We start from the raw sequence: 22695 nt of genomic DNA on the forward strand, positions 1-22695 counted from the left end.
GCGAAAAGTCGGCGCGAAGCCCACCGTTTTACTGATCCAGGACATCTTTCGCATTCACCTGACTGGTACATTGATTGAAAATCATTCCTATTCAGGAGAAAAGGCCATGGTTAAATCACTGAATGCGGCATTCACTCGTCTTTTTGATCGCCCGGACGCCGGCAAGTTGGCGCTCAGATTGACCTTCGGCGGGCTGATGCTGTTTCACGGCGTAGCGAAAATTCAGCATGGCGTCGGCTGGATCGCCGGCGCGCTGCAGGAACAGGGGCTGCCCGCCTTCATCGCCTATGGCGTGTACGTGGGCGAGATCCTGGCGCCGATACTGATCATTTTGGGGCTGTTCACCCGCCCCGCCGCGCTGGTTTACGCCTTTACGCTGGTGGTGGCGTTTTTGATGGTGGGCACTGGCAAGGTGTTCACCGTTACCGACGTCGGCGCCTGGGGCATTGAAAACGAACTGGTGTTCTTTATGGGCGGGCTTGCCATCCTGCTGCTGGGCAGCGGCAAATACGCGATTGCGCGCAATGAAGCCTATCGGTAAGCGATACCATAATTAAGGAGGTTCCTGATTCGAACCTCCTTTGTGCGGAAACGACAATTAACTCTCGGCCAGGCGGTACACCGGGACCTTGCGCGTCGTGCCGGTCAGGGTGTCGAAGATCTCCGTTTCCGCCGTCACGATCGCCATGCCGGTTTTTCTTAGCCTGCGCACCTCGGCGGCAATGCGCTGGATGCCGAACCAGAACAATCCGTCCAGCGCCGTTACCGGCAGCCCTTGCTCGAGCGCCAACCTGAGCCGCTCACGCGGCGCCTTGAGCGCCTTGGCGATTTCCCGGTATGGCAGCGCGTCCACGCCCGATGCCGCCCGGCGGTGAATGCGGGTCGACAGGCTGTACTGAAAGGCCTCCGGCACGCCGCTCAAATCGCTTTTCAGGCTGTAGACGCAGCCGAAACGCTTGCCGTTGAACACCACATTCTTCTGGCTGAGCGGCAGCTCCTCACGTATTCCGGCGATCAGCTGCGGCGCCCGCACCAGCAATAACCGGAAAGGCAGTTCGAAACTGGTCACATAATCCACGTTGAGCAGCGCAATGCGCAGACGCTCCTCCGCTCCGGCCTGCGTCTCGCGGCACTCGTTCAGCACCTCGCTCCACTGGTGCGCGAGCCTGGGGGCCTCATCCAGCGGCGCGAAATGGTATTTCTCGATGTGATAGTCGATTTTCTCGTTCATGCCCGTTAGCCCCCGCGTCAGTCGTCATTGCCATCAGCAAATTACCTTACCCGCGGGCAACAGTACACTATCACCGCGTTCACTGCGCAGAGGAAAGCCGGGGCGAATCATCAAGCATGAGGGAAAAAAGCCCAATATCGTGCTGGGTGAAAGCAATGCGCATCATGACGGCACGCCATGCGTCGATGGGACCACCAGCCCCGATTCCAGCTTGATGATGCGATCCGCCAGGTAGAAATAGCGATCGTCGTGAGTAATCGCGATGACCGTTTTGCCTTCGGCCTTCAGCATCGGCAAGAGTTCAAGATAAAACACCGCCTTAAACTCCGGATCCTGATCGGCGGCCCACTCATCAAACAGATAAACCGGGCGCTCTTCCAACCACGCCTGCAGTAAAGCCAGCCGTTTTCTCTGCCCTTGAGAGAGCGCGATTGTTGAAAAACGGCCGTGGGCAAAACTGACTTTATGGCTTAACTTCAGCAGGCGCAGCAGATGTTCGACCTGCTTTGGCGTGCGCTCAGTGACGAACGCCACATCGTCAAAAAGAAAGAAGTCGTTGAACACCACCGAAAAATGCCGACGGTATATTTCCAGAAGATCGTCGCTGACCGGCTCGCCGTTAAGCAAAATCGCGCCGTTATCGGGAGGATAAATTCCCACCAGCAGATTCGCCAACGTCGTCTTGCCGCTGCCATTGCCACCGACGATAAAAATGAGTTCACCGGGCGCAATGTGCATATTCAGCGGGCCAAGGGTGAAATGCTCCCCTTCTTCGTTCTGATATTGGTAACGGACATTATCCAACGCTAACGAAGCAAAAGGAGGGGCCGTAAAATGGCGCTGTGGAACTTCGGGCCTGAGTTGCACGCGCAGCGACTGTACCCGCTGCATGGCCACCCGCGCACCGGCCAGGGTGGGCAGCGCGGATAACAGCCCTTCGACCGGCACAATCATATACAGAAACACCATGATATAGCCGGTAAGCGCCCGCTCGTCCAAAGCCAGCCCGTCGCGCAAGCTGAACAACACCAGGCCGATGAAAGCGAAAAACAGCGCGCTTCCCCAACTGCTCGCCAAACCGTACAACACATAACCGCGGGTTCTCTCCCGGCGAACCGCGTCAATATTTTGCGCCAGTTCACCGCTGACGAATTGACGGCGGCGCACCGCGTTAAGCCGAAACTCCCTCGCACCGTCAAACAATTTTTTGCATTGCTGAATCAGCGTATCTTCCCGCTGACGCGATCGGCGCAACAAACGCATCGCGGGGCCGTGCGCGGCGCGGTAGCCCAGGCTGCCGCAGACAATCACCGCCAATGCCAGCGCCAATACGCTCAATGACAGGCTGCCAAGGTAAATCAGGCAGCCAACGATAACGGCGCCAAAAATCAGCAGATTGGGCAGGTTGACGAAAAACACCACCAGCGTATCGAGATCCTGTGTCAGCACGGACAGCGTTCTTGCCATCCCCGCTTTCTCCAACAGCAGCCAGCGCGTTTCGCTGACGTCTTGCACCAGTTCGCTGCGCAAGCGCGCCTTCACCTTTTGTCCCAGCGCCATAAACGTGGTTTGAGAAACCACGCGCGCCGCCAGCATCAACAGCGTCAGTAACGCAAAATCGCCTCCCGGACTCAGCCATGAAGCCTCATTGGATTGCGTCAGACCGTGATTGATCATCGCCAGCAAAGAGGCATTGCACAGCCCGCTGACGACACCGGCGACCACGGCGACCACGGCGAGCAGTACCCAACCGCGCACCATACGAAACAACATCATTAATACCGACATGCAAATTCCTTGCTCATACTCACACTTTTTATGGTTTTGACCGGGATGTCTTATTACGAATTAACGGCCATACCAGCAGGGGGACGCCGATCAGCGACGCCACCAACCCGACCGGCAGCTGGCGCGGGTAGAGCGCATTGCGCCCCAGCCAGTCGGCAACGGTCATGATGGCGGATGACAACAGCACGGCGGTATAGAGCTGCATCAGTGGCCCTTTCGCGCCCATCTTGCGCGCCAGATGCGGCCCCAGCAGGCCGATGAAAGACACCGGGCCGACCAGCAACGTCGCAAGCCCGGTCATGACTGCCGCCATCGCCAACACGCTGAAACGTGCGCGCGGCAGTGGCACCCCGAGCGCGCCGGCGACGTTACCCATCGGCAACAGCACCAGCCAGCGGCGGAACAGCGGCATCAGCGCCAGGAGAAGCAGCGTGATGACAAACACACCTTGGGCCAACGACGCGCCGACGTAATAGGTACTGCCCGTCATCAGCGGCAACAACACCGCACTTGCGGCAAGATTGTTGAGCATAACGATGCTGACCGCGGCCTGGCATAGTGCATTCAGCGCCAAACCATTGAGCAATACCCGCTGCGGATTAAAGTCGCTGCGACGGCTGTTCCACAACGTCAGCAACAGGCTTATCAGCGCGCCCCCCAGGCTACTCGCCAGCAGCCAGCCACTGCCGCCAGCGGGAAGCAAAAACACGAAGGCCGTAACCCCCATGGCCGCGCCACCGCCGATACCCAGCACTTCCGGACTGGCGAGCGGGTTCCCGCTCACCCGCTGCATCAACACGCCGGCCCCCGCCAGCAGCGCACCGGCGCTCATCGCCGCCAGCAGTCGTGGCAATCGCAATGGCAGCAGGTTCGCCAGCTCCCCTCTTTCCGCCCAGTGCCAATGCTGCAATCCGTGGCCGAAACATAAAGAGACCACGATCCCCGCAGCCAGAATGCCGGCCGACAACCAGATGAACCGCCGTTGATGCGAGATCTGCGACACCGGCAACGGCGGCGCAAGATCGATACTTTGCTGCCGTGCAAAACGCGCCAACAGCATCAGCAACGGGCCGCCGGTAAGGGCGGTCAGCATGCCGACGGGCAGCAGCTGGCCGCTCTCCAGCGACACGCGAGAGACGCAAAGATCGGTCAGCCACAGCAGGCCCGCACCGATGAGCGCCGTATGCAGCACCATTTGCCGGGATGTTCGCGCGCCGCCAAAGCGCGCAAGGTGGGGCGCTGCGAGCCCCAAAAAACCAATGACGCCGACGGCGTTAATGATGAGGGCGCTCATGGTCAGCGCCAGCAGCACCGCGGCGGCGCGGATGCGCACCGGCGATGCACCAAGGCTGCTGACCACGGTTTCCGGCAGTTGCAGCAGTTCAAGCGGGCGCAGCAAGAACAACAGGCCCATTACGCAGACCGCGAGCCACGGCAACATCCGCAGCAGAATTTGCCCGTTTTCCACCGCCAGCGAACCGCCTCCCCACATCAGCACCTGAAGTAAAAAGCGATCGTTGATAATGGCGATCAGCAAAGTCAGTGCCCCACACCACAAATTGATCATGATGCCCGCCTGCACCATCGCCAGCGGCGACATGCGCTGACGCCAGCTGAGCGCCAGCACGCACGCGAGCGCCGCAATCTCACCGGCAATCACCACGGCGGTGCGCGCGCCGACCAGCAGCGACGGCAGCCACAACGATGCCAGCCCCATCGCCAACGTCGCTCCGGCGGTCATGCCGAGCGTCATCGGCTCCGCCAAGGGATTGCGCAGCGCACGCTGCATTAACCAGCCGCACAGCCCCAGCGTAGCGCCCCCCACCATCGCCATACCCTGACGCGGCAACCACATGCTATGCAGGATAATGGCCGCCGGATCGAGATTATGCTCGGAGAACAACGCGACAATGCCGCCCTGCCGATGAATATCGGTCAGCGCCAACGGCAACGACGTCAGCCACAACGCGGCGATTACCCCCCAGGAAAGACGGCGGGAAAAAGATTCATGCATCACGCCACCTCATCATCATCCCGGTAAAAATATCGGCAAAGCGCCCAGCGGTTATCAGGGCGCCGGCATCGCTGATGTTTTCTTCTATCAGGTTCAGGTTGTGCGCTGCGGTCAGCGGCAGACGTTGCCACAGCGGGCTTTGGCGCCATTGAGACACCGACTCCCGCTGATCGTCAGGCGTCAACAGCATCAGCCGCGCATTCAGATCGGCAATGCGGGTCAGCTCCACCAGCACGCTGCCTTCCGCTCCCGCGCCGCCATGCCATCCGTTGCGCAGCCCGCAGGCGGCCAATACGTCGCCGGGAAGACTGCCTGCGGTGTAGACCCGCAGGTGCAGCGCATCTACCGGGGCGGCGAGCAGCGCCGGACGTTCAACCTGCCGCGCCAGCAGCGAGGCGCGGCTCAGCTTGCCGTTCAGGCTGGCCAATATCTGCGCGGCCTGAGGCTGCCGCTGAAGCCGTTCGCCCAATTGCCGGGCGGCGCTGATGAGTTCCGCCAGCCCATGAGTCGGCAGCGCGATCGTCGGCGCGATGCGTTCAAGCGCCGGCTTCAGCAACGCATGCTGCGGCGTGATGACAATCGCGTCCGGCCGCAGTGCGTACAGCGTTTCCAGATTGGGCTGAAACAGCAGGCCAAGATCCAACGCCGAAGCAGGCAGCGCAGGCGTCGGGATCAGCTTGCGATACCAATCCGGCGCCGAGACGCCCGCCGGAGTCACCCCCAGCGCCAACAGAATTTCCGTCAGTCCCCAATCCAACACGGCCAGCTTTTGCGGCGGCCGGCCGGCGTCAGCCCGCGCGTAAAGCGGGGCCAACAGGAGAGCGGTCAACAACCTGCGTCGCGACAGCATCGGTCACCACTTATAGCTGAGGGTCGCGATGTACTGGCGTTTCAGCGCATACTCGCAGCCATTGTTGGAGCAGGAAGCCAGATAGGTTTTGTTGCCGAGATTGGCGGCATTCAGCGCCAGCTGCCATTGGCGCCACTGATAGCCGACGCGCGCATCGTAGACCGTGGCCGCCGGCACCTTCAGGCTGTTGTCCGTGGTGGCGTAGCTGGTGCCGACATAGCGCACGCCGCCGCCCAGCGTCACACCGTCAAGCGCGCCGTCAAAGGCATACTGGCTCCAGAGCTTGGCGGTATTGCGCGCAATGCCCACCGGACGCTTGCCCTGCGTATCGTCGTTGGCACTCAGCACTTTCGGATCGGTCAGGTTGTACGATGCCAGCACCGACCACGCCGGCGTGATATTGATGCGGCCATCAAGCTCAACTCCGCGCGAGCGCACTTCGCCGGTCTGCACGCTGAAGTTCGGGTGATCGGGATCGGCGGTCGCCACGTTGGTTTCCCGCAGGTCGTACAACGCCAGGGTAAACAAGGCATCCAGCCCGACCGGATCGTATTTCAACCCCACTTCCGTCTGCTTGCCTTCGGTCGGTTTAAAGGCGTGGCCGTAAAAGTCATTGCTGCTGCTCGGCACAAACGAAGTGGAATAGCTGATGTAAGGCGCCAATCCGTTATCGAAGTGGTACAGCAGTCCGGCGCGCCCGTTCGTTGCATAGTCATTGCGCTCGGTACGAGCGTCGTTCAGCAGATCGATACTTTTGGTTTTCGCCGCGTCGTAACGGCCGGCCAGGTTCAGGATCCAGCTCCCCAGTTCGAGTTGGTCCTGGAGATAGAGCCCGGTTTGATCGAGCGTATTGTGCGTACTGCTATCGAGCGGCGGTATGGCCACCGGCACGCTATAGTCCGGGTTGAGGAAGTTAATCGGGCTGGCGTCGCCGTAGCCCGACTGGCTGCGCACCGAGGTATGCATCCGGTCGATCCCGGTCAGCAGCGTATGTTTCACCCGACCGGTATCAAAGTGGAATTCAGCCTGGTTATCCACCGCGAAGTTGGTCATGCTCTCCTTCAGGTTCATCGAATAGCGATCGATGAGCGGCGCATCCGCATGCACACCCCATGGATAGACCATCAGATAGTCGCCGGTGCTGCTGAGGTAACGCAGATTCTGGCGGAAAGTCACCGTATCGTTGAAATCGTGCCGGAACTGGTAACCGATGCTGCCCTGCTGGCGTTCGTACTTGTCGAAGCCCGGCTGGCCGCCATAAAAACGGGTCGAGATGTGGCCGTACGGGTTGGGCGTCAAGGTGCCGGAAAGCGGCATCTGGTTGTAAAATCCGCTGTCCGGATCTTTGCGCAGCTGCGAAATAATCGTCAGGCTGGTGTGCGCATCCGGCTGCCACGTCAGCGACGGCGCGATGTCATAATGCTGATAGCGGGTATGATCGACCTGGGTTTCGGTATCAAAAAAGGTCCCCGCCACGCGCCCCAACAGCGTGCCGTTATCGTTCAGCGGCCCGGTAGCGTCTATGCCGGCGCCAAACTGGTTTTCGTTGCCCGCGCTGACATACACCTCACCGGACGGGGACGCCTGCGGCGTTTTGCTGACCAGGTTGACGATCCCGCCGGGATTCGCCTGGCCATACAGTACCGAGGAAGGGCCTTTGACCACTTCGATGCGCGACAGCAGGAACGGATCCCACGCCGGACGGCTCCACCACGCTTCGCGCGGCAGCCGCAGGCCATCAAGGTATTCGTCGGCTTCAAAACCGCGCACGATGATGGTGTCGAAACGGGTATCCGGTCCGGCGCTCTCCGAGTTGACGCCGGAAACATAGCGCAGCGCCTGCGGGACGTTTTTCGCCGCTTGCGCGTCAATCTCTGCTTGCGTCACCACAGAGATGCTCTGTGAAGTGCGGCTAATCGGCTGGTTTGACTTCGTCGCGGAGGCGGCGCCGTGCGCCACCAGCGTGCTCTCGTCATCCTGATCCTGAGACGCCGCCGCGCTCACCACCAGCGTCTCTTCTTTTGTGGTATTCTGCCCGCCATCCGCGGTAAAGGCTTGCCCGCTATAGCCTGCGATTATCGTATATACCAGCACTTTCAACGGTTTTTCCCTGAAAAATTTGCCCATCTGTCTCTTCGCCTTTCCGACTGTTAGTAGAATTTGATGGAAATGATAATTATTCAACTTTAAAAGAGAAGCCCGTTCATGGCAGAATGGCGCTACCGACAGTCAGGATGTCGCCAGACGGACAAACGTTGTCCGTTATCGCAGCAATAGGCACAAATGGTGAGAACCGGACAGAGGCAGGTAAACATGACATCCCATCACGGTATTGAAGGCCTGCGTCAACTGAGCTACAGCCCCGGCAGCCAAGAGCCCGTCCATCAGCATGAGCAGGGGCAGCTGATTTTGCCGCTGCGCGGCGTGGCGAAAATCGCCACCGCGCAGCATATCTGGCTGCTCTCGCCGGGCCGCGCCATTTGGCTCCCCAGCGGCACACCGCACGGTTTGGAAGCCATCAATGACGTCGTGACGCACAACATCTATTTTACGCCGCCCTTTTCTCGTCGCTATGGCGCACGCCCCCAGGGGTTGAGCGCCACTCCCCTGCTACATCCCCTGATTGCCGCCGGGCTTGAAAACGCCATTTCCGCCGAACGGCTTACGCTCATTCAAAATCTGCTGAGCGATGAGTTTCAACGCATGCAGACAGGCCAACTGTGTCACGTGACCCTGCCGAGCGACCGGCGCCTGCGCCAGGTATGCGATGCTTTGTGCCGCGAATTGGGCCATGGCGAAACGCTCGCCTGGTGGGGGAAAAAGGTCGGCGCCAGCGAACGCACCCTGGCGAGGCTGTTTCGCGAAGAGACCGCGCTGAGCTTTTCCGAATGGCGCCAGCAAATTCGCCTGCTGGAGGCGGTATGCAATCTGGCGCGCGGCGTAGCCGTGGGTCAACTGGCCCACGAACTGGGTTACGCCAGCCCTAGCGCGTTCATCGCCATGTTTCGCAAAAAACTGGGCGTATCGCCGCAACGCTATATTCACAGCGCGCTGGAAGCGTGAAAGTCGGGCAAGCTTCAGATGACGGAATGCCAATATGGCGCGCGAATACACGCTGAAAATCAACGGCAGGCAGTGGATTGTCGTTCAGTGATTTGGCGCCAGGCCAGCGCTATCTGTGATGGGGATCGTTGAAAGATTTATTCGTAAGTGATTGAATAGTGGCGGAGAGAGGGGGATTTGAACCCCCGGTAGAGTTGCCCCTACTCCAGTTTTCGAGACTGGTCCGTTCAGCCGCTCCGGCATCTCTCCTAACAACGCTTGCTATCATGCCCGCTTTTACGGCATTTTTACAGCATTAGCATACCGCTGAACGTTCAAGTGATGAGTTTACGAGCAACCTGATGATTAAATGGCCGTGGAAAGCGACTCAACCCTCTCAACCCCAGGCAGACACTCAGGCCCAGTGGCAGGACGCGTTGGCGATCCCGCTGCTCTCGCCGCTGAATGAGCAGGAGCAGCAGCGGCTGGTGGCCGTTGCCGGGCAGATCTTGCAGCAAAAGCGCATCGTGCCGCTGCAGGGGCTGCAGCTCACCTCGCAAATGCAGGCGCGCATCGCCCTGCTGTTCGCCCTGCCGGTGCTGGAACTCGGCGCGGAGTGCCTCGACGGCTTCAACGAAATTCTGCTCTATCCCACTCCGTTCGTGGTGGAAGACGAATGGCAGGACGAAATTGGCCTGGTGCACTCGGGGCCGGTGGTGCAGTCCGGCCAAAGCTGGGAACAGGGGCCGATCGTGCTCAACTGGCAAGACGTGCAGGACTCTTTCGATCTTTCTGGTTTCAATCTGGTGATCCACGAAGCAGTGCACAAACTGGATATGCGCAACGGCGGCGTCGCTACCGGCGTGCCGCCGATCCCGCTGCGCGAGGTGGCCGCCTGGGAGCACGATCTGCACGCCGCGATGGAAAGCCTGCAGGACGAGATAGACATGGTCGGTGAAGAGGCCGCCAGCATGGATGCCTACGCCGCCACCGATGCGGCCGAGTGCTTCGCCGTGCTGTCGGAGTATTTCTTCAGCGCCCCCGAGCTGCTGGCCGAACGCTTCCCGGCGCTGTATCAGCACTTTTGCCGCTTCTACCGCCAGGATCCGCTGGCGCGCCTGCTGCGCAGCCAGGCGGAAAACGACGCGCAATGGGCTGATTGACGGACACATTGCTCAGATACCGAGCAGTCGCACCACTCAAGGCAATTTAGCGTTGACACACCCGGGGCCGCTGGATATCATGCGCCCCGTTCACACGATTCCTCTGTAGTTCAGTCGGTAGAACGGCGGACTGTTAATCCGTATGTCACTGGTTCGAGTCCAGTCAGAGGAGCCATATTTAGAGAAGCCCGCTTAAGGAAACTTAAGCGGGCTTTTTGCTATCGGGCATTTACAGCCCGCGCTTTTCCATCAGCAGCGCCAGATCGACCAACCGATTGGAGAACCCCCATTCGTTGTCATACCAGGCGAGCACTTTCACCAGGTTGCCGCCGATGACCAGCGTAGACAAACCATCGATAATCGATGAACGCGCGTCGCCCCGATAGTCGCTCGACACCAGCGGTTCATCGCTGTACCCCAAAATTCCTTTCAGCGGGCCGGACGCCGCCGCCGCGCGGAAAGCGGCGTTGATTTCCTCCACCGTCGCCGGGCGTTTCAGCGTCACCGTCAGATCGACGATCGAGACGACCGGCACCGGCACCCGCAGCGAGTAACCGGTCAGGCGGCCGTCGAGATCCGGGATCACCTTGCCGAGCGCCTTGGCCGCGCCGCTGGAGTAAGGCACGATAGACTCTGCCGCCGCCCGCGCGCCGCGCAGATCTTTTTCCGGCTGATCGTGCAGCGCCTGGCTGTTGGTATAGGCGTGGGTGGTGTTCATCAGCCCGTATTCGATGCCGAACGCCTGATGCAGCACCTGCGCGGCGGGTGCCAGCCCGTTGGTGGTGCAGCTGCCGTTGCTGACCACTTTATGCAGCGCCGGATCGTAGAGCTGGTCGTTAACCCCTATGACGATAGTGATATCGTCGTTCTTGGCCGGCGCCGAGATAATCACCCGCTTGGCGCCGCCGTGCGTGATGTGCACTTCCGCCTTGGCTTTATCGGTAAAGAAGCCCGTCGCTTCGATCACCACGTCCACGCCCACGCTGCTCCACGGGATCTCGGCGGGATCGCGCTGCGAAAACACCTGAATCGGCCGGCCGTCCAGCAGCAGCTGGTTGTCGCCGGCTTCCACCCTGGCCGCCAGCGTGCCGGAAAGCGTGTCGTATTTCAGCAGATGCGCCAGCGTCTTGCTGTCCGTCAGATCGTTGATCGCCACCACTTCAAAATCGCTGCGCCCCAGCGCCGCGCGCAGCACGTTGCGCCCGATCCTGCCGAAGCCGTTGATGCCTACTTTCACCATGATGCTCTCCTCGTTTTGGGCTTTGCCTCAAATCTAGCCCTGCCACGAGGCGGCGTAAATGACGTTTACCGATCAATTTACGCCAAATTGCGCGCGTGGAAGCGTTCGCGGTATTCGCTCGGGGTCAGCTGCAGTTTGCGCTCAAACACCCGCCGCAGGTTAAGGCCGTTGCCGAAACCGGTGGCCAGCGCGATCTGTTCGATGCCCTCCGCACTCTGCTCGAGGCGCTGCCTGGCGGTATGCAACCGCCCTTCTTCGACGAATTTGGCGGGAGAAATGCCCGTCTCGCGGGTGAACACCCGGGTAAAGTTGCGCGGGCTCATCGCCACGCGTTCGGCCAACCGATCGACGCTGAGATCGTCGGCGAGGTTTTCCAGGATCCAGGACTGCAGGTCGCGGATCGGGCCCGGCGATTTGGCCTGGTTGAGCGGGTAGCGGCTGAACTGCGCCTGCCCGCCGGGGCGGCGCAGAAACATCACCAGATCCTGCGCCACTTCGCGCGCCTGCACGAAGCCGTAGTCGTCCTCCACCAGCGCCAACGTCAGGTCGAAGCCGGAGCTGACGCCGCCGGAGGTCCAAATCGGACCGTCCTGCACGTAGATCGGGCCGTTCTCGACCTGCACCCGCGGGAAGCGCGCCTGCAGCGTTTCCGCCAGCCGCCAGTGAGTGGTCGCCCGCCGCCCGTCCAGCAATCCGGCCTCGGCCAGCAGCAGAGCCCCGCCGCAAACGGAAGCAATACGGCGCGCCTGCGGGGCCGCGCGGCGCAGCCAATCCGCCACCAGGGCGCCCTCTTCTTCGGTCGCCCCCTTGCCGGCAACAATGACGGTATCGCGCGGCAGGGCCGGATCGAGATCCGCCAGGCGATGGTCGGCCAACAGGCCCAGCCCGGACAGGCCGTGTACCACCCGATGGGATTGCGTGGTGGCGACCGCGATCTGATACAGCGGCGCTTCGGCAGGGCTCAGACGGTTAGCCTGCATCAGGATATCGGCGATACCCGCCGCTTCGAACAGCATGCCCCCTTCAGGGACGATAATCAGGAATGTATGCATGGCGATAATAAGAAGAACGAGCAAAACAGGTCAGACAGCCACTGTATAAGAAAAGCCTCGCCGGTTCACCCTGCGGGCATAAAAAAGCCCGCAGGCAAGCGCCGACGGGCCAACAAAGCACTGCCCTCAAGCCTGCGGCAGGTTCACCCCGCCGGCGCGCGCCAACTGCGCCAGCAGCGCCGTTTGAAACGCCTCGTCGTGTACCGCCGCGTGGGGATCGAACCGTTGCTGATGGTGCCAATAGCCGCCGGACGCCAGGGCCTGCGGCTCATCGCTGGTCACCAACCACGCCTGCGTCACATGCCCCAGCGCCAGATCGTCGGGCGCATCCGCGCCGCCCATTTTGGTCGGCACCCAGCCGGGATCGACCGCGCTGCTGATCACGTCAGGCCACAGGCGCGCCACGGCGGCGGCCAGCGCGGTGACGAACAGCTTGCTGTCCGAATAGGAGCCCGCAGCGCCGCCGAGCCAGTCTACGCCGTTCAGTTCCGGCGCTCCGTCAAAGTGCATGCTGCTGCTCAGGTAGACGATGCGCTTGGGGCGTTCGATCAGGGCCGTCAGCAGGTAAGGCGCAATCACGTTCACCGGCATCACCTGCGGCCCGGTAAACATACCGGCGTTGTGGATCACCGCGTCCGGGCGGCCGAGGCGATTGACCTGCTCGGCAAGCTGCCGGATCTGCTGCACATCGGACAGATCGCCGATCGCCGCCTGCGCACCGCGATCCAGCAGATCGCGCACCGCGTCCAAACGGCCGGGCTCACGCGCATGCAAAATCACCTGATGCCCTTCGTCCAACAGCGTTTGCGCGGCGGCGCGGCCCAGCCCGTCTACCGAACCGGTAATGAAAATGCGTGACATGTCACTCCTCCGTTTAGCGCCAGCCGAGCGCCGGCGCGACATGGGTTAAAATCGATTCGATCACGTGGGCGTTGTAATCCACGCCCAGCTGGTTAGGCACGGTCAGCAGCAGCGTATCCGCTTCGGCGATGGCCTCGTCCTGCGCCAGCTGCTCGATCAGCACGTCCGGCTCGGCGGCATAGCTGCGGCCGAAGATCGCCCGGGTCTGCGCGTCGATATATCCGAGCTGATCGCCCTCCTTGCCACCGCCGCCGAAGTAGTTGCGATCCCGCTGATCCACCAGCGCGAAGATGCTGCGGCTCACGGAAACCCGCGGCTCATGCGCGTGGCCGGCCTCTTGCCAGGCGGCGCGGTAGGCGCGGATCTGCTTGGCCTGCTGGATGTGGAAGGGTTCGCCGGTCTCGTCGTTCTTGAGCGTCGAGCTTTGCAGGTGCATGCCGAGCTTCGCCGCCCAGACGGCGGTGGCGTTCGAACCGGCGCCCCACCAGATGCGATCGCGCAGCCCGGCGGAAAACGGCTCCGGCCGCAGCAGCCCGGGCGGATTCGGGAACATCGGCTGTGGATTGGGCTCGGCGAACCCTTCGCCGCGCAGCGCTTCCAGGAACACTTCGGTATGGCGACGGGCCATGTCCGCGTCGGTCTCGCCGTCGGCCGGAGCATAGCCGAAATAGCGCCAGCCGTCGATCACCTGCTCCGGCGAGCCGCGGCTGATGCCGAGCTGCAGCCGCCCGCCGGCGATCAGGTCCGCCGCGCCGGCGTCTTCCACCATGTACAGCGGGTTTTCATAACGCATGTCGATCACGCCGGTGCCGATCTCGATGCGTTGGGTTTTGGCGCCGATGGCGGCCAGCAGCGGGAACGGCGACCCCAGCTGGCGTGCAAAGTGGTGTACGCGAAAATAGGCGCCGTCCGCCCCCAGATCTTCGGCGGCGACCGCCAGATCGATGGACTGCAGCAGCGCATCCGCCGCGGAACGGGTGCCGGACTGGGCGGAAGGCGACCAGTGGCCAAACGAGAGAAAACCAATCTTTTTCATCGGGAATCGTCCTCAAAGGCAAAATCATCGGCCTACAGTGACAAAAATCGCGCGCTCTGCGCCAGCAAAATCGCCCCCGATCGCACTAAACGAACCGATTGCCGCCGCGCTGCCCGGCGATTGTAATCAAAAAACAAATGTCGTATAACAAGCAGCTCCGAGGGGTGTCCTGTTACGGGCTGAGATGGCGCAAGCCGAACCCTTTGAACCTGATCTGGGTCATGCCAGCGAAGGGACGGTTAGGCAACAACACTCTCACCCGTTGCCTGTTCATACCCCAGCGTGCCCGGATCTCCACTGACTCAAGGAGGTCCCATGTCCATCACCACCCTGTTCGAAAGCGGCCTTTACGGCCGGCTGCGCCAACATGCCGGCAGCCACTGGCAAGATTACGTCGATCACCCGTTTCTGCAGCAGCTGGCCGCCGGCACCTTGCCCGAACGCGCTTTTCGCCGCTACCTGACCCAGGACTACCTGTTCCTGCTGCACTTCGCCCGCGCCTACGCGCTGCTGGTCAGCAAGCTACGCACCCTGCCGGAAATGCGCGCCGCCACGGCGTCGCTCAACGGCATCGTCGCCGAACTGCCGCTGCACGTGGCCTATTGCGCCGAATGGGGGCTGAGCGAAGCGCAGATCGCCGCCCAGCCGGAAGCGGCGGAGACCATGAACTACACCCGTTACGTGCTGGATATCGGCCATGCCGGCGACGCCCTCGACCTGCTGGCCGGCCTGCTGCCCTGCGTGGCCGGCTATGCCGAAATCGGCCTGCGGCTGCTGCACGACCCCGCCACCAAAATGGAGGGCAATCCTTACGCCTCCTGGATCCGCAACTACGGCGACGAGGGCTATCTGGCCGGCGTGCGTGCCGCCATCGAGCTGCTGGAAACCGTCGGCCACCAGCGCGGCGCACCAGGCCGCTTCACCGAGCTGGCGCAGATTTTCACCACCGCCACCCAGCTGGAATCGGCATTTTGGCAGATGGGGCTGAACGCCTCATGACCTCCCCGCTTCTCCCGCCCGGCATCCAGGTGCGGGATCTCAGCCTGCGTTTCGGTCAGCAAATCGTCTTCGACCGGCTGAGCTTCGACATCGTCGGCGGCAGCTTCGTCGCCCTGCTCGGCGCCAGCGGCGCCGGCAAAACCAGCCTGCTGAAGATCATCGCCGGCCTGGAACGGGCTACCTCGGGCACGGTGACCGGCAGCGACGGTTTGCCGATCGCCGGGCGCATCGCCTACATGGGGCAAAAAGACCTGCTCTACCCGTGGCTGACCGTCGAGGAGAACGTCGCCCTCGGCTCGCGGCTGCGCGGCGAAGTGACGGATCGGGCGTGGGTGGCGCACCTGCTGGAGCGCGTGGGCCTGGCCGCGCATGGCCGCAGCCTGCCCGCCGCGCTGTCCGGCGGCATGCGCCAGCGCGCCGCCATCGCCCGCACGCTCTACGAACACCAGCCGATCGTGCTGATGGACGAACCCTTTTCCGCGCTGGACGCCATTACCCGCGCCGAGATCCAGAGCCTGGCCGCCGAACTGCTGGCGCAAAACACCGTGCTGCTGATCACCCACGATCCGATGGAGGCCTGCCGCCTGAGCCACCGGCTGCTGGTGCTGTCGCCCTGGCCGCTGGGCCTCGACGATACCCACCGCATCAGCGGGCAACCGCCGCGCGCGCCGGATGACGCCGACCTGCTGAAAAGCCAGGCCGAGCTGCTGCAACAGCTGGTGAGGGCCGCGCAATGAAGATTGCCAAAGAGCGTGGGCTTACCCGCCTGCGGCGTGGGCTGACGGTGTTTGCCGGCCTGCTGCTGCTGTGGTGGCTGGCGGCGCAAAGCGGCATTCCGGCCTTTCTGCTGCCCACGCCGAGCGCGGTGGCGCAGGCGCTGTGGGACGGGCGCGGCTACTTCGCCTGGCACACGCTGGTCACCGCTTCGGAGATCGTCAGCGGGCTGGCGCTGGGCGTCTTGCTCGGCGCGGCGCTGGCGCTGTGCATGATCTTCTCGCCGCGCCTGCAGCGCTGGCTGATGCCGCTGGTGCTCACCAGCCAGGCGATACCGGTGTTCGCCCTGGCGCCGCTGCTGGTGCTGTGGTTCGGCTTCGGCATGAGCGCCAAGGTGGCGATGGCGGTGCTGGTCATTTTCTTCCCGGTGGTGTCGGCCTTTTTCGACGGGCTGCGCCGGGTCAACAACGACTATCTCGATCTGGCACGCACGATGCGCGCTTCGCGCTGGGCGCAGCTGCGGCACGTACGGCTGATGGCGGCGCTGCCGGCCTTCGGCTCCGGCCTGCGCATGGCCGCCGCCGTCGCGCCGATCGGCGCCATCATCGGCGAATGGGTCGGCTCGGCCGAAGGGCTGGGCTACGTGATGCTGAACGCCAACGCGCGCATGCAGACCGACGTCTGCTTCGCCGCGCTGTTTATTTTGGTGCTGATGACCGTGCTGCTGTGGGCTGCGGTGGATGCGCTGCTGCGGCGCCTGATCGCCTGGGCGCCGGAAAACGACTGATGATTGCAACCATAACCAGGGATAAAGGAACGACCATGATCAAACAAACCGTTTGCGGGCTGCTGCTCGGCGCCGCCATCACCGGCCAGGCCGGCGCGGCCGAAAAGCTGACGCTGGTGCTCGACTGGTATATCAACCCCGATCACGCGCCGATTATGGTGGCCGAGCAGATCGGCGCCTTCAAGGCCGAAGGGCTGGACGTCAAGATCGTGCCGCCGTCCGATCCGGCGCTGCCGCCGCGGCTGGTGGCCGCCAAACAGGCCGACCTCGCCATCACCTATCAGCCGCAGCTGCATTTCTTCGCCGATCAGGGCCTGCCGCTGATGCGCGTCGGCACGCTGATCAACACGCCGCTGAATACGGTGATCGCGCTGGATAAAAACATCACGTCGCCGGCGGATCTCAAGGGCAAAACGGTGGGTTACTCGGTCAGCGGCATCGAACAGGCGACGCTGGCCACCATGGTCGAACACGAGCACCTCAAGCCGCAGGACATCAAGCTTATCAACGTCAACTTCCAGCTGACCAGCGCCCTGCTGGCGGGCCAGGTCGATGCGGTGATCGGCGGCTACCGCAACATCGAAGCGCTGGAGCTGAAGCTGCAGGGCAAGACGCCGGTGGTGTTCAACGTCGAAGATTACGGCGTGCCGGCCTACGACGAGCTGATCATCGTCGCCCACCGCGATGCGGTGAACGAGCCGAAAATCCGCAAGTTCCTCGCCGCATTGAAGCAAGGCAGCGACTACCTGCATGCGCACCCGCAGGACACCTGGCTGGCGTTCGCCAAGGCGCACCCGGAGCTGAATACCGAGCTGAACAAACAGGCGTGGCAAGCCAGCCTGCCGCTGTTCGCACGCGATCCGGCCAAGCTGGATCGGGCACGCTACCAGGCTTACGAACAGTTCCTGTTCGACAACAAGCTGATCAAGAAAATCACGCCGGTGGAACAGTACGCGGTGGAGCTGGACTGATCACGCCGAGGCGGCCGGTGGCGCCACCGTCACCTCGCCCTGGCCGCTGCGCTGCAAGGCCGCCTTCACCAACCCGTTGGCCTTGTAGCGCTCGATAAAATCGTTCACGTAGGCGGCGCCCTGAGTTTTTTGCCGCGGCACCGCCATCGCCTGCCGGATGGCGGTGAAGTGCCCCTCCAGCACCCGGTAGCCGGGATGGGCGGCCGCAGCGGCCAACAGCGGCTGGCGCACGCCGGCCGCCGCCTCCAGCCCCCGTTCGAAAAACAGCGCGATCGCCTCGGCGGAGGTTGCCGCCCGCACCAGCTGCGCCTGCTGCAGCGTGCGCGATAAAAACAGATCGTACGCCGCCCCCTGGCCGACCGCGATGCGCACCTCCGGCCTGTCGAGCTGCGCCACCTCAAAGTAAGGCGCGTCGTTCGCCACCAGATAGGTTCCCTCGATGATCACGTAGGGCTCGCTGAAGGCGATCTGCGCCGCGCGCACCGGCTCGATGGCCATAAACGCCAGGTTCCAGGCGCCGCTGTCCAGGTCGGCGAACACCTTGCCCGCCGCGTCATAGGTGACCAGTTCGAGCGCCACGCCCAGTTCCTGGGCCAGCGCGGCGGCCAACTCCACCGAAGCGCCTTGCGGTTTGCCACCGGCCCCGGCCTGTGCCAGCACCGGATTGCCGTAGTTGATCGCCGCGCGCAACACGCCTTGCGGGGCCAGATCGTCGAGTACCGCGGCGGGAATCGTCTGCATACTTCCTCCTGAATGGCTGATGGGCGCACCGTCGTGGCGCTCATTAAGCGTAGAGCGAAACCTCCGACCAGCAAGCTTTCGCCGCCGAGGCCGCCGTCGGCGTGATTAACGTCACACTATTGTCATAAAAATGTACAATAGCCGCCGCTCGTCGGCCGTAGCGGGAGATCGCGCGTTGTTCCGCCGCCGGCAATAGGCTATACCCTTCACTTTTCGCGCCGCGGCACGCTCGGCGGCGCAAACCAGGGCAGCAACGGTTTTATTTCAATCAGACAAGGTTTGGCGGATGGTTTTAGCAGTCGTTTCGTTTGTTCTCTTTTTGGCGTCGATTTTGATTTATCGCACCCGGGCCGCCGCCAACCGCTGGTGGTTCGCCATTCTGCTGACGCTGCTCGGCAGCTATTTGGTGCTGAACGTCATCCTGATCGCCAGCAACTACTTCACCGGCGACGGCATCACCGACGCGGTGATTTACACCGTCACCAGCAGCCTCAAAGGCGCGGGCATCAGCAAATACGTGCTGCCGTTTATCGGCCTGCTGGCGGCGTTGGGGCTTATCTTCGCGGTGCTGGCCCGCAGCCTGCTGCGCCGCAAGGCCAAAGGCAGCAGCGTGGCCTACAGCGTCGTCGCCGTGCTGCTGGCGCTGTTCTCGGTCGGCACCACCCCGGCGTTTCAGGACATCTCGCTGCTGGTCAAGAGCCAGATCGTCGGCGATACCGCCGATTTCACCACCTACTACAAGGCGCCGAAAAAGACCGTACAGGGCAAGCGGCCGAACCTGGTGTACATCTATGCCGAGAGTCTGGAGCGCACCTACTTCGATACCGAGCTGTTTCCCGGCCTGGCCGACGAGCTGAACGCCCTGCGCACGGACAGCATCGATTTCAGCAACACCCAGCAGCTGCCGGGCACTGGTTACACCATCGCCGGCATGGTCGCCTCGCAGTGCGGCATTCCGCTGTTCGCGCCCTTCGACGGCAACGCCTCCAGCGCGGTCTCCACCTTCTACCCGGAGAACGTCTGCCTGGGCGACGTGCTGAAGGCCGCCGGCTACAGCAACTATTTCTATCAGGGCGCCGAGCTGGCGTTCGCCGGTAAAGACACCTTCCTGAAATCCCACGGCTTCGACCACGTTTACGGCTTCAAAGAGCTGCGCGAACAGGTCGCCGATCCGAGCTACAAAAACGACTGGGGCTGGTACGACGACAGCGTGCTGGACGTGGTGTACGGCAAGTTCGTCGAGCTGTCCAGGCAGCGCCAACCGTTCTCGCTGTTTACCCTGACCGTCGACACCCATCACCCGGACGGCTTTATCTCCGCCGGCTGCAGCAAGAAAAGTTACGCCTGGCAGAATAAAGAAAATCGCTCGCTAAGCGCGGTGGCCTGCAGCCAGCAACACATCGCCGCGCTGATCGACAAGATCAAACGCTCGCCCTATTTCAGCAACACCGTGATCGTGGTGTCCTCCGATCATCTGGCGATGAACAACACCGCCTACGATATCCTGACCAAACAGAAGCGCCGCAACCTGTTCTTCATCATCGACGGCACCCGGCCGCTGGCGGAACAGCGCAACGAGAAGCGCAGCACGCTGGACAACGGCGCCACGGTGCTGGACGTGATGGGCGGCGACAACTACATCGGCCTCGGCCGCAGCAGCCTGTCGGCGCCGTCGCTGTCTACGGTGTTCCTGAACATCGAAGAGAAGATCAACGGCTGGAAACCGGCGGTGATCAACCAGTGGGGCCTGCCGAACCGCATCAGCGACTACAGCGTGGATACGCGCCAGCGCAGCTTCAGCTTCTCCGGCGTCACCTACAAGGTGCCGTTCATTCTGCGGGTAGGCGATAACCGCATCGAACCGATGTTCAACGTCTACCTCTCCACCCCGCTGCGCAAGCAGCTGGCCGGGCTGGGCGCGGGGGAAAAATTCGTCTGGGTCGATAAATGCTACGAGATCGGCCGGGTCTGGGCACCGCAGCTGGCGCTAAGCACCGACATCTGCGTGGCCTCCGGCACCCTGGCCTCACCGCCGCAGATCGTGCAGGCCAGCGGCGAACGCTTCCGCGGCAAGGTGAGCTTTACCGCCCCGGCGGCGGACAGCGTCGCCGATTATCAAAACGCCGTTGCTCGCCTGCAGGTGGACGACGCGGCGATGAAGTACCGGGCGGACAGCATCGAGTTCATGCTGCCCGGCCTGCCGGAGCAGGTGAAAGCCATCACCGGCGTTTCCGGCGTCGAGGAGTGGGGCCGCTGGTCCGATGCCAACCTGGCGCCGGCGGTCGACATCGATTACGTCGATCCGCTGCCGAAGCGCTTCGATCTGGTGCTGCGCGCCCGCGCCTACGGCAATAACGTCGGCGAACCGATTTCGGTGCGCGTCGGCGACGAAGAGCGCTTCGTGTCGCTCGGCGAACAGGACAGCACCGTCACCCTGCGCTTCGACAACCCGCGCGGCGCGCAGAAGATCAGCATTACCCCGCCGGCCCCCACCGAGCCGAAAGAGAGCGCCAGCGGCGGCTTTACGCCGAAGAAGCTGGGCATCGGCCTGGTGTCGTTGAAGGTCGAGGCGGCCGACCCCGCCTCCTGATCCCCGCGCCTTCACGGGCGCGGTATTTTCTTTGCCGCGCCCGTCATTTCGACCAAGCTTTTACGCCCTTCTTCGGCTAACCTGTGACGGTAAAACGCCGCAACCCCGCCACAGAGCCGGGACATCCAAGGAGAAAGTATGAGCTATGCCCCACCTCGCAGCGGCCTCAGCGCCGATCAGGCACTCGATCAACTGGAAGCCCTGTATGACGCCGCGGTAGACGCGCTGCGTCAGGCGGTCGGCGACTTTATCAGCCACGGCACGCTGCCGGATGTGCAGGCGCGCGCCGCCGGGCTGTTCGTGTATCCCGAACTGCGCGTCAGCTGGGACGGGCAGCAATCCGGCCCGAGCAAAACCCGCGCCTTCGGCCGCTTCACCCATCCCGGCAGCTACAGCACCACCGTGACCCGGCCGCAGCTGTTCCGCCACTATCTGGCCGAACAGCTGGCGATGCTGGAGCACGATTACGCCGCCCATATCGAAGTGGCGCCGTCGCAGCAGGAGATCCCGTTCCCTTACGTGATCGACGGCTCCAGCCTGGCGCTCGATCGCTCGATGAGCGCCGGCATCGCGCAGCATTTCCCCACCACCGAGCTGGCGCAGATCGGTGACGAAACCGCCGACGGCCTGTACCACACCACCGACAACCATTTCCCGCTGTCGCATTTCGATGCGCTGCGCGCGGATTTCTCGCTGGCGCGGCTGCGGCACTACACCGGCACGCCGGTGGAGCACTTCCAGCCGTTCGTGCTGTTCACCAACTACACCCGCTATGTGGATGAGTTCGTGCGCTGGGCCTGCGCGCAAATCGCCGATCCGGCCAGCCCGTACATCGCGCTCTCCAGCGCCGGCGGCACCTATATCACGCCGGAAACCAGCGCGCCCGAACAGGCGGTGTCCGATCTGGCGTGGAAAAACCACCAGATGCCGGCCTATCACCTGATTTCGCGCACCGGCCAGGGCATCACGCTGATCAACATCGGCGTCGGCCCCTCCAACGCCAAAACCATCTGCGATCACCTGGCGGTGCTGCGCCCGAGCGCCTGGCTGATGATCGGCCACTGCGGCGGCCTGCGCGAAAGCCAGTCGATCGGCGACTATGTGCTGGCCCACGCCTATCTGCGCGACGATCACGTGCTGGATGCGGTGCTGCCGCCGGATATTCCGATCCCGAGCATCGCCGAGGTGCAGCGCGCCCTGTACGACGCCACCAAGATGGTCAGCGGCATGCCCGGCGAAGAGGTCAAACAGCGCCTGCGTACCGGCACCGTGGTCACCACCGACGATCGCAACTGGGAGCTGCGCTATTCCGCTTCGGCGCGGCGCTTCAACCTCAGCCGCGCGGTGGCGGTCGACATGGAGAGCGCCACCATCGCCGCTCAGGGTTACCGCTTCCGGGTGCCGTACGGCACGCTGCTGTGCGTCTCCGACAAACCGCTGCACGGCGAAATAAAACTGCCGGGCCAGGCCAACCGCTTCTATGAGGGGGCGATCTCCGAGCACCTGCAGATCGGCATCTGCGCCATCGATCTGCTGCGCGCCGAGGGCGACCGCCTGCACTCGCGCAAGCTGCGCACCTTCAACGAACCGCCGTTCCGATAACGGTTATCAGGCCC

The 22695-nt window shown here is 62.7% G+C and carries 19 protein-coding genes, 2 tRNA genes and 1 riboswitch; of the genes, 10 read left to right on the forward strand and 11 right to left on the reverse strand.

Translation table 11 applies throughout. The features are described 5' to 3' along the window. Positions 1 to 106 precede the first annotated feature (106 nt). Positions 107 to 541 carry a DoxX family protein gene (locus QOL81_RS04510; RefSeq protein ID WP_060420434.1) on the forward strand — a complete coding sequence of 145 codons (435 nt, stop codon included), beginning with the start codon at positions 107 to 109 and terminating at the stop codon, positions 539 to 541. A 57-nt stretch (positions 542 to 598) separates the two neighbouring features. On the opposite strand, the gene QOL81_RS04515 is transcribed toward QOL81_RS04510, so the two are convergent. The 5 genes from QOL81_RS04515 to QOL81_RS04535 form a co-directional block, all read right to left on the reverse strand. After that, the gene (locus tag QOL81_RS04515; protein WP_038872328.1) at positions 599 to 1231 is read right to left on the reverse strand and encodes an ECs1377 family protein; all 633 of its coding nucleotides are present in this window, start codon (positions 1229 to 1231) and stop codon (positions 599 to 601) included. 162 nt (positions 1232 to 1393) lie between these two features. Continuing rightward, positions 1394 to 3019: a cyclic peptide export ABC transporter gene (locus QOL81_RS04520; RefSeq protein ID WP_283439677.1), complete on the reverse strand. Its 1626-nt coding sequence runs from the start codon at positions 3017 to 3019 to the stop codon at positions 1394 to 1396. Positions 3020 to 3047: 28 nt separating this feature from the next. Next, positions 3048 to 5033: a Fe(3+)-hydroxamate ABC transporter permease FhuB gene (fhuB, locus tag QOL81_RS04525; protein ID WP_070914587.1), complete on the reverse strand. Its 1986-nt coding sequence runs from the start codon at positions 5031 to 5033 to the stop codon at positions 3048 to 3050. Continuing rightward, on the reverse strand, positions 5026 to 5865 hold the full coding sequence (locus QOL81_RS04530; protein ID WP_230200944.1) for an iron-siderophore ABC transporter substrate-binding protein: 840 nt from the start codon (positions 5863 to 5865) through the stop codon (positions 5026 to 5028). The genes fhuB and QOL81_RS04530 overlap by 8 nt, the downstream gene beginning before the upstream one ends. A 21-nt stretch (positions 5866 to 5886) precedes the next feature. Next, a complete protein-coding gene (locus QOL81_RS04535) occupies positions 5887 to 7977 on the reverse strand; it encodes a TonB-dependent siderophore receptor (protein ID WP_230458207.1) in 2091 nt (696 codons plus the stop codon). A 219-nt stretch (positions 7978 to 8196) separates the two neighbouring features. On the opposite strand from QOL81_RS04535, the gene QOL81_RS04540 reads away from it, so the two are divergent. After that, positions 8197 to 8946, forward strand: coding sequence for an AraC family transcriptional regulator (locus tag QOL81_RS04540; protein ID WP_070914586.1), 750 nt, complete (start codon positions 8197 to 8199; stop codon positions 8944 to 8946). Positions 8947 to 9105: 159 nt separating this feature from the next. On the opposite strand, the gene QOL81_RS04545 is transcribed toward QOL81_RS04540, so the two are convergent. Beyond that, positions 9106 to 9195: transfer RNA gene (locus tag QOL81_RS04545), tRNA-Ser, on the reverse strand. Between the two features lie 92 nt (positions 9196 to 9287). Here QOL81_RS04545 and mtfA point away from each other — a divergent pair. Both mtfA and QOL81_RS04555 read left to right on the forward strand, forming a co-directional pair. After that, the gene (gene mtfA, locus QOL81_RS04550) at positions 9288 to 10088 is read left to right on the forward strand and encodes a DgsA anti-repressor MtfA (protein WP_038872331.1); all 801 of its coding nucleotides are present in this window, start codon (positions 9288 to 9290) and stop codon (positions 10086 to 10088) included. A 99-nt stretch (positions 10089 to 10187) separates the two neighbouring features. After that, positions 10188 to 10263: transfer RNA gene (locus tag QOL81_RS04555), tRNA-Asn, on the forward strand. Positions 10264 to 10317: 54 nt separating this feature from the next. Here the strand turns inward: QOL81_RS04555 and gap are convergent. From gap to QOL81_RS04575, 4 genes are all read right to left on the reverse strand, one after another. Next, a complete protein-coding gene (gene gap / locus QOL81_RS04560; RefSeq protein WP_060420426.1) occupies positions 10318 to 11328 on the reverse strand; it encodes a type I glyceraldehyde-3-phosphate dehydrogenase in 1011 nt (336 codons plus the stop codon). A gap of 77 nt (positions 11329 to 11405) precedes the next feature. Beyond that, the gene (locus QOL81_RS04565) at positions 11406 to 12380 is read right to left on the reverse strand and encodes a GlxA family transcriptional regulator (protein ID WP_060420876.1); all 975 of its coding nucleotides are present in this window, start codon (positions 12378 to 12380) and stop codon (positions 11406 to 11408) included. Positions 12381 to 12506: 126 nt separating this feature from the next. Then, positions 12507 to 13241: an SDR family NAD(P)-dependent oxidoreductase gene (locus QOL81_RS04570; protein WP_060420424.1), complete on the reverse strand. Its 735-nt coding sequence runs from the start codon at positions 13239 to 13241 to the stop codon at positions 12507 to 12509. 13 nt (positions 13242 to 13254) lie between these two features. Next, the gene (locus tag QOL81_RS04575) at positions 13255 to 14277 is read right to left on the reverse strand and encodes an LLM class flavin-dependent oxidoreductase (protein WP_060420422.1); all 1023 of its coding nucleotides are present in this window, start codon (positions 14275 to 14277) and stop codon (positions 13255 to 13257) included. Between the two features lie 150 nt (positions 14278 to 14427). Beyond that, positions 14428 to 14530, forward strand: a riboswitch (TPP riboswitch). 62 nt (positions 14531 to 14592) lie between these two features. On the opposite strand from QOL81_RS04575, the gene QOL81_RS04580 reads away from it, so the two are divergent. The 4 genes from QOL81_RS04580 to QOL81_RS04595 are packed head-to-tail and all read left to right on the forward strand — an operon-like array spanning position 14593 to position 17748. After that, positions 14593 to 15276 (forward strand): TenA family protein, encoded by a 684-nt coding sequence (locus QOL81_RS04580; protein ID WP_060420420.1) that lies wholly within the window; start codon positions 14593 to 14595, stop codon positions 15274 to 15276. Continuing rightward, positions 15273 to 16013 (forward strand): ABC transporter ATP-binding protein, encoded by a 741-nt coding sequence (locus tag QOL81_RS04585; RefSeq protein ID WP_060420418.1) that lies wholly within the window; start codon positions 15273 to 15275, stop codon positions 16011 to 16013. Before QOL81_RS04580 ends, QOL81_RS04585 begins: the two co-directional genes overlap by 4 nt. After that, positions 16010 to 16777, forward strand: coding sequence for an ABC transporter permease (locus QOL81_RS04590; protein WP_060420416.1), 768 nt, complete (start codon positions 16010 to 16012; stop codon positions 16775 to 16777). Before QOL81_RS04585 ends, QOL81_RS04590 begins: the two co-directional genes overlap by 4 nt. A 35-nt stretch (positions 16778 to 16812) precedes the next feature. Next, on the forward strand, positions 16813 to 17748 hold the full coding sequence (locus QOL81_RS04595; protein ID WP_060420414.1) for an ABC transporter substrate-binding protein: 936 nt from the start codon (positions 16813 to 16815) through the stop codon (positions 17746 to 17748). Here QOL81_RS04595 and QOL81_RS04600 read toward each other — a convergent pair whose 3' ends face one another. Beyond that, the gene (locus QOL81_RS04600) at positions 17749 to 18489 is read right to left on the reverse strand and encodes a transporter substrate-binding domain-containing protein (RefSeq protein ID WP_070914585.1); all 741 of its coding nucleotides are present in this window, start codon (positions 18487 to 18489) and stop codon (positions 17749 to 17751) included. A 286-nt stretch (positions 18490 to 18775) separates the two neighbouring features. On the opposite strand from QOL81_RS04600, the gene opgB reads away from it, so the two are divergent. Both opgB and QOL81_RS04610 read left to right on the forward strand, forming a co-directional pair. Beyond that, positions 18776 to 21079 (forward strand): phosphatidylglycerol--membrane-oligosaccharide glycerophosphotransferase, encoded by a 2304-nt coding sequence (opgB, locus tag QOL81_RS04605; RefSeq protein ID WP_070914584.1) that lies wholly within the window; start codon positions 18776 to 18778, stop codon positions 21077 to 21079. A 138-nt stretch (positions 21080 to 21217) separates the two neighbouring features. Next, on the forward strand, positions 21218 to 22681 hold the full coding sequence (locus QOL81_RS04610) for an AMP nucleosidase (RefSeq protein ID WP_070914583.1): 1464 nt from the start codon (positions 21218 to 21220) through the stop codon (positions 22679 to 22681). Positions 22682 to 22695: the final 14 nt, after the last annotated feature.

The sequence above is a fragment of the Serratia sp. CC22-02 genome (assembly GCF_900182895.1).
GTDB classification, from domain to species: domain Bacteria; phylum Pseudomonadota; class Gammaproteobacteria; order Enterobacterales; family Enterobacteriaceae; genus Serratia; species Serratia nevei.

Coding starts and splice junctions, on each gene's coding strand:
- QOL81_RS04510 (WP_060420434.1), top strand. CDS start 107: ATGGTTAAATCACTGAATGCGGCATTCACTCGTCTTTTTGATCGCCCG.
- QOL81_RS04515 (WP_038872328.1), bottom strand. CDS start 1,231: ATGAACGAGAAAATCGACTATCACATCGAGAAATACCATTTCGCGCCG.
- QOL81_RS04520 (WP_283439677.1), bottom strand. CDS start 3,019: ATGTCGGTATTAATGATGTTGTTTCGTATGGTGCGCGGTTGGGTACTG.
- fhuB (WP_070914587.1), bottom strand. CDS start 5,033: ATGCATGAATCTTTTTCCCGCCGTCTTTCCTGGGGGGTAATCGCCGCG.
- QOL81_RS04540 (WP_070914586.1), top strand. CDS start 8,197: ATGACATCCCATCACGGTATTGAAGGCCTGCGTCAACTGAGCTACAGC.
- mtfA (WP_038872331.1), top strand. CDS start 9,288: ATGATTAAATGGCCGTGGAAAGCGACTCAACCCTCTCAACCCCAGGCA.
- gap (WP_060420426.1), bottom strand. CDS start 11,328: ATGGTGAAAGTAGGCATCAACGGCTTCGGCAGGATCGGGCGCAACGTG.
- QOL81_RS04565 (WP_060420876.1), bottom strand. CDS start 12,380: ATGCATACATTCCTGATTATCGTCCCTGAAGGGGGCATGCTGTTCGAA.
- QOL81_RS04570 (WP_060420424.1), bottom strand. CDS start 13,241: ATGTCACGCATTTTCATTACCGGTTCGGTAGACGGGCTGGGCCGCGCC.
- QOL81_RS04575 (WP_060420422.1), bottom strand. CDS start 14,277: ATGAAAAAGATTGGTTTTCTCTCGTTTGGCCACTGGTCGCCTTCCGCC.
- QOL81_RS04580 (WP_060420420.1), top strand. CDS start 14,593: ATGTCCATCACCACCCTGTTCGAAAGCGGCCTTTACGGCCGGCTGCGC.
- QOL81_RS04585 (WP_060420418.1), top strand. CDS start 15,273: ATGACCTCCCCGCTTCTCCCGCCCGGCATCCAGGTGCGGGATCTCAGC.
- QOL81_RS04590 (WP_060420416.1), top strand. CDS start 16,010: ATGAAGATTGCCAAAGAGCGTGGGCTTACCCGCCTGCGGCGTGGGCTG.
- QOL81_RS04595 (WP_060420414.1), top strand. CDS start 16,813: ATGATCAAACAAACCGTTTGCGGGCTGCTGCTCGGCGCCGCCATCACC.
- QOL81_RS04600 (WP_070914585.1), bottom strand. CDS start 18,489: ATGCAGACGATTCCCGCCGCGGTACTCGACGATCTGGCCCCGCAAGGC.
- opgB (WP_070914584.1), top strand. CDS start 18,776: ATGGTTTTAGCAGTCGTTTCGTTTGTTCTCTTTTTGGCGTCGATTTTG.
- QOL81_RS04610 (WP_070914583.1), top strand. CDS start 21,218: ATGAGCTATGCCCCACCTCGCAGCGGCCTCAGCGCCGATCAGGCACTC.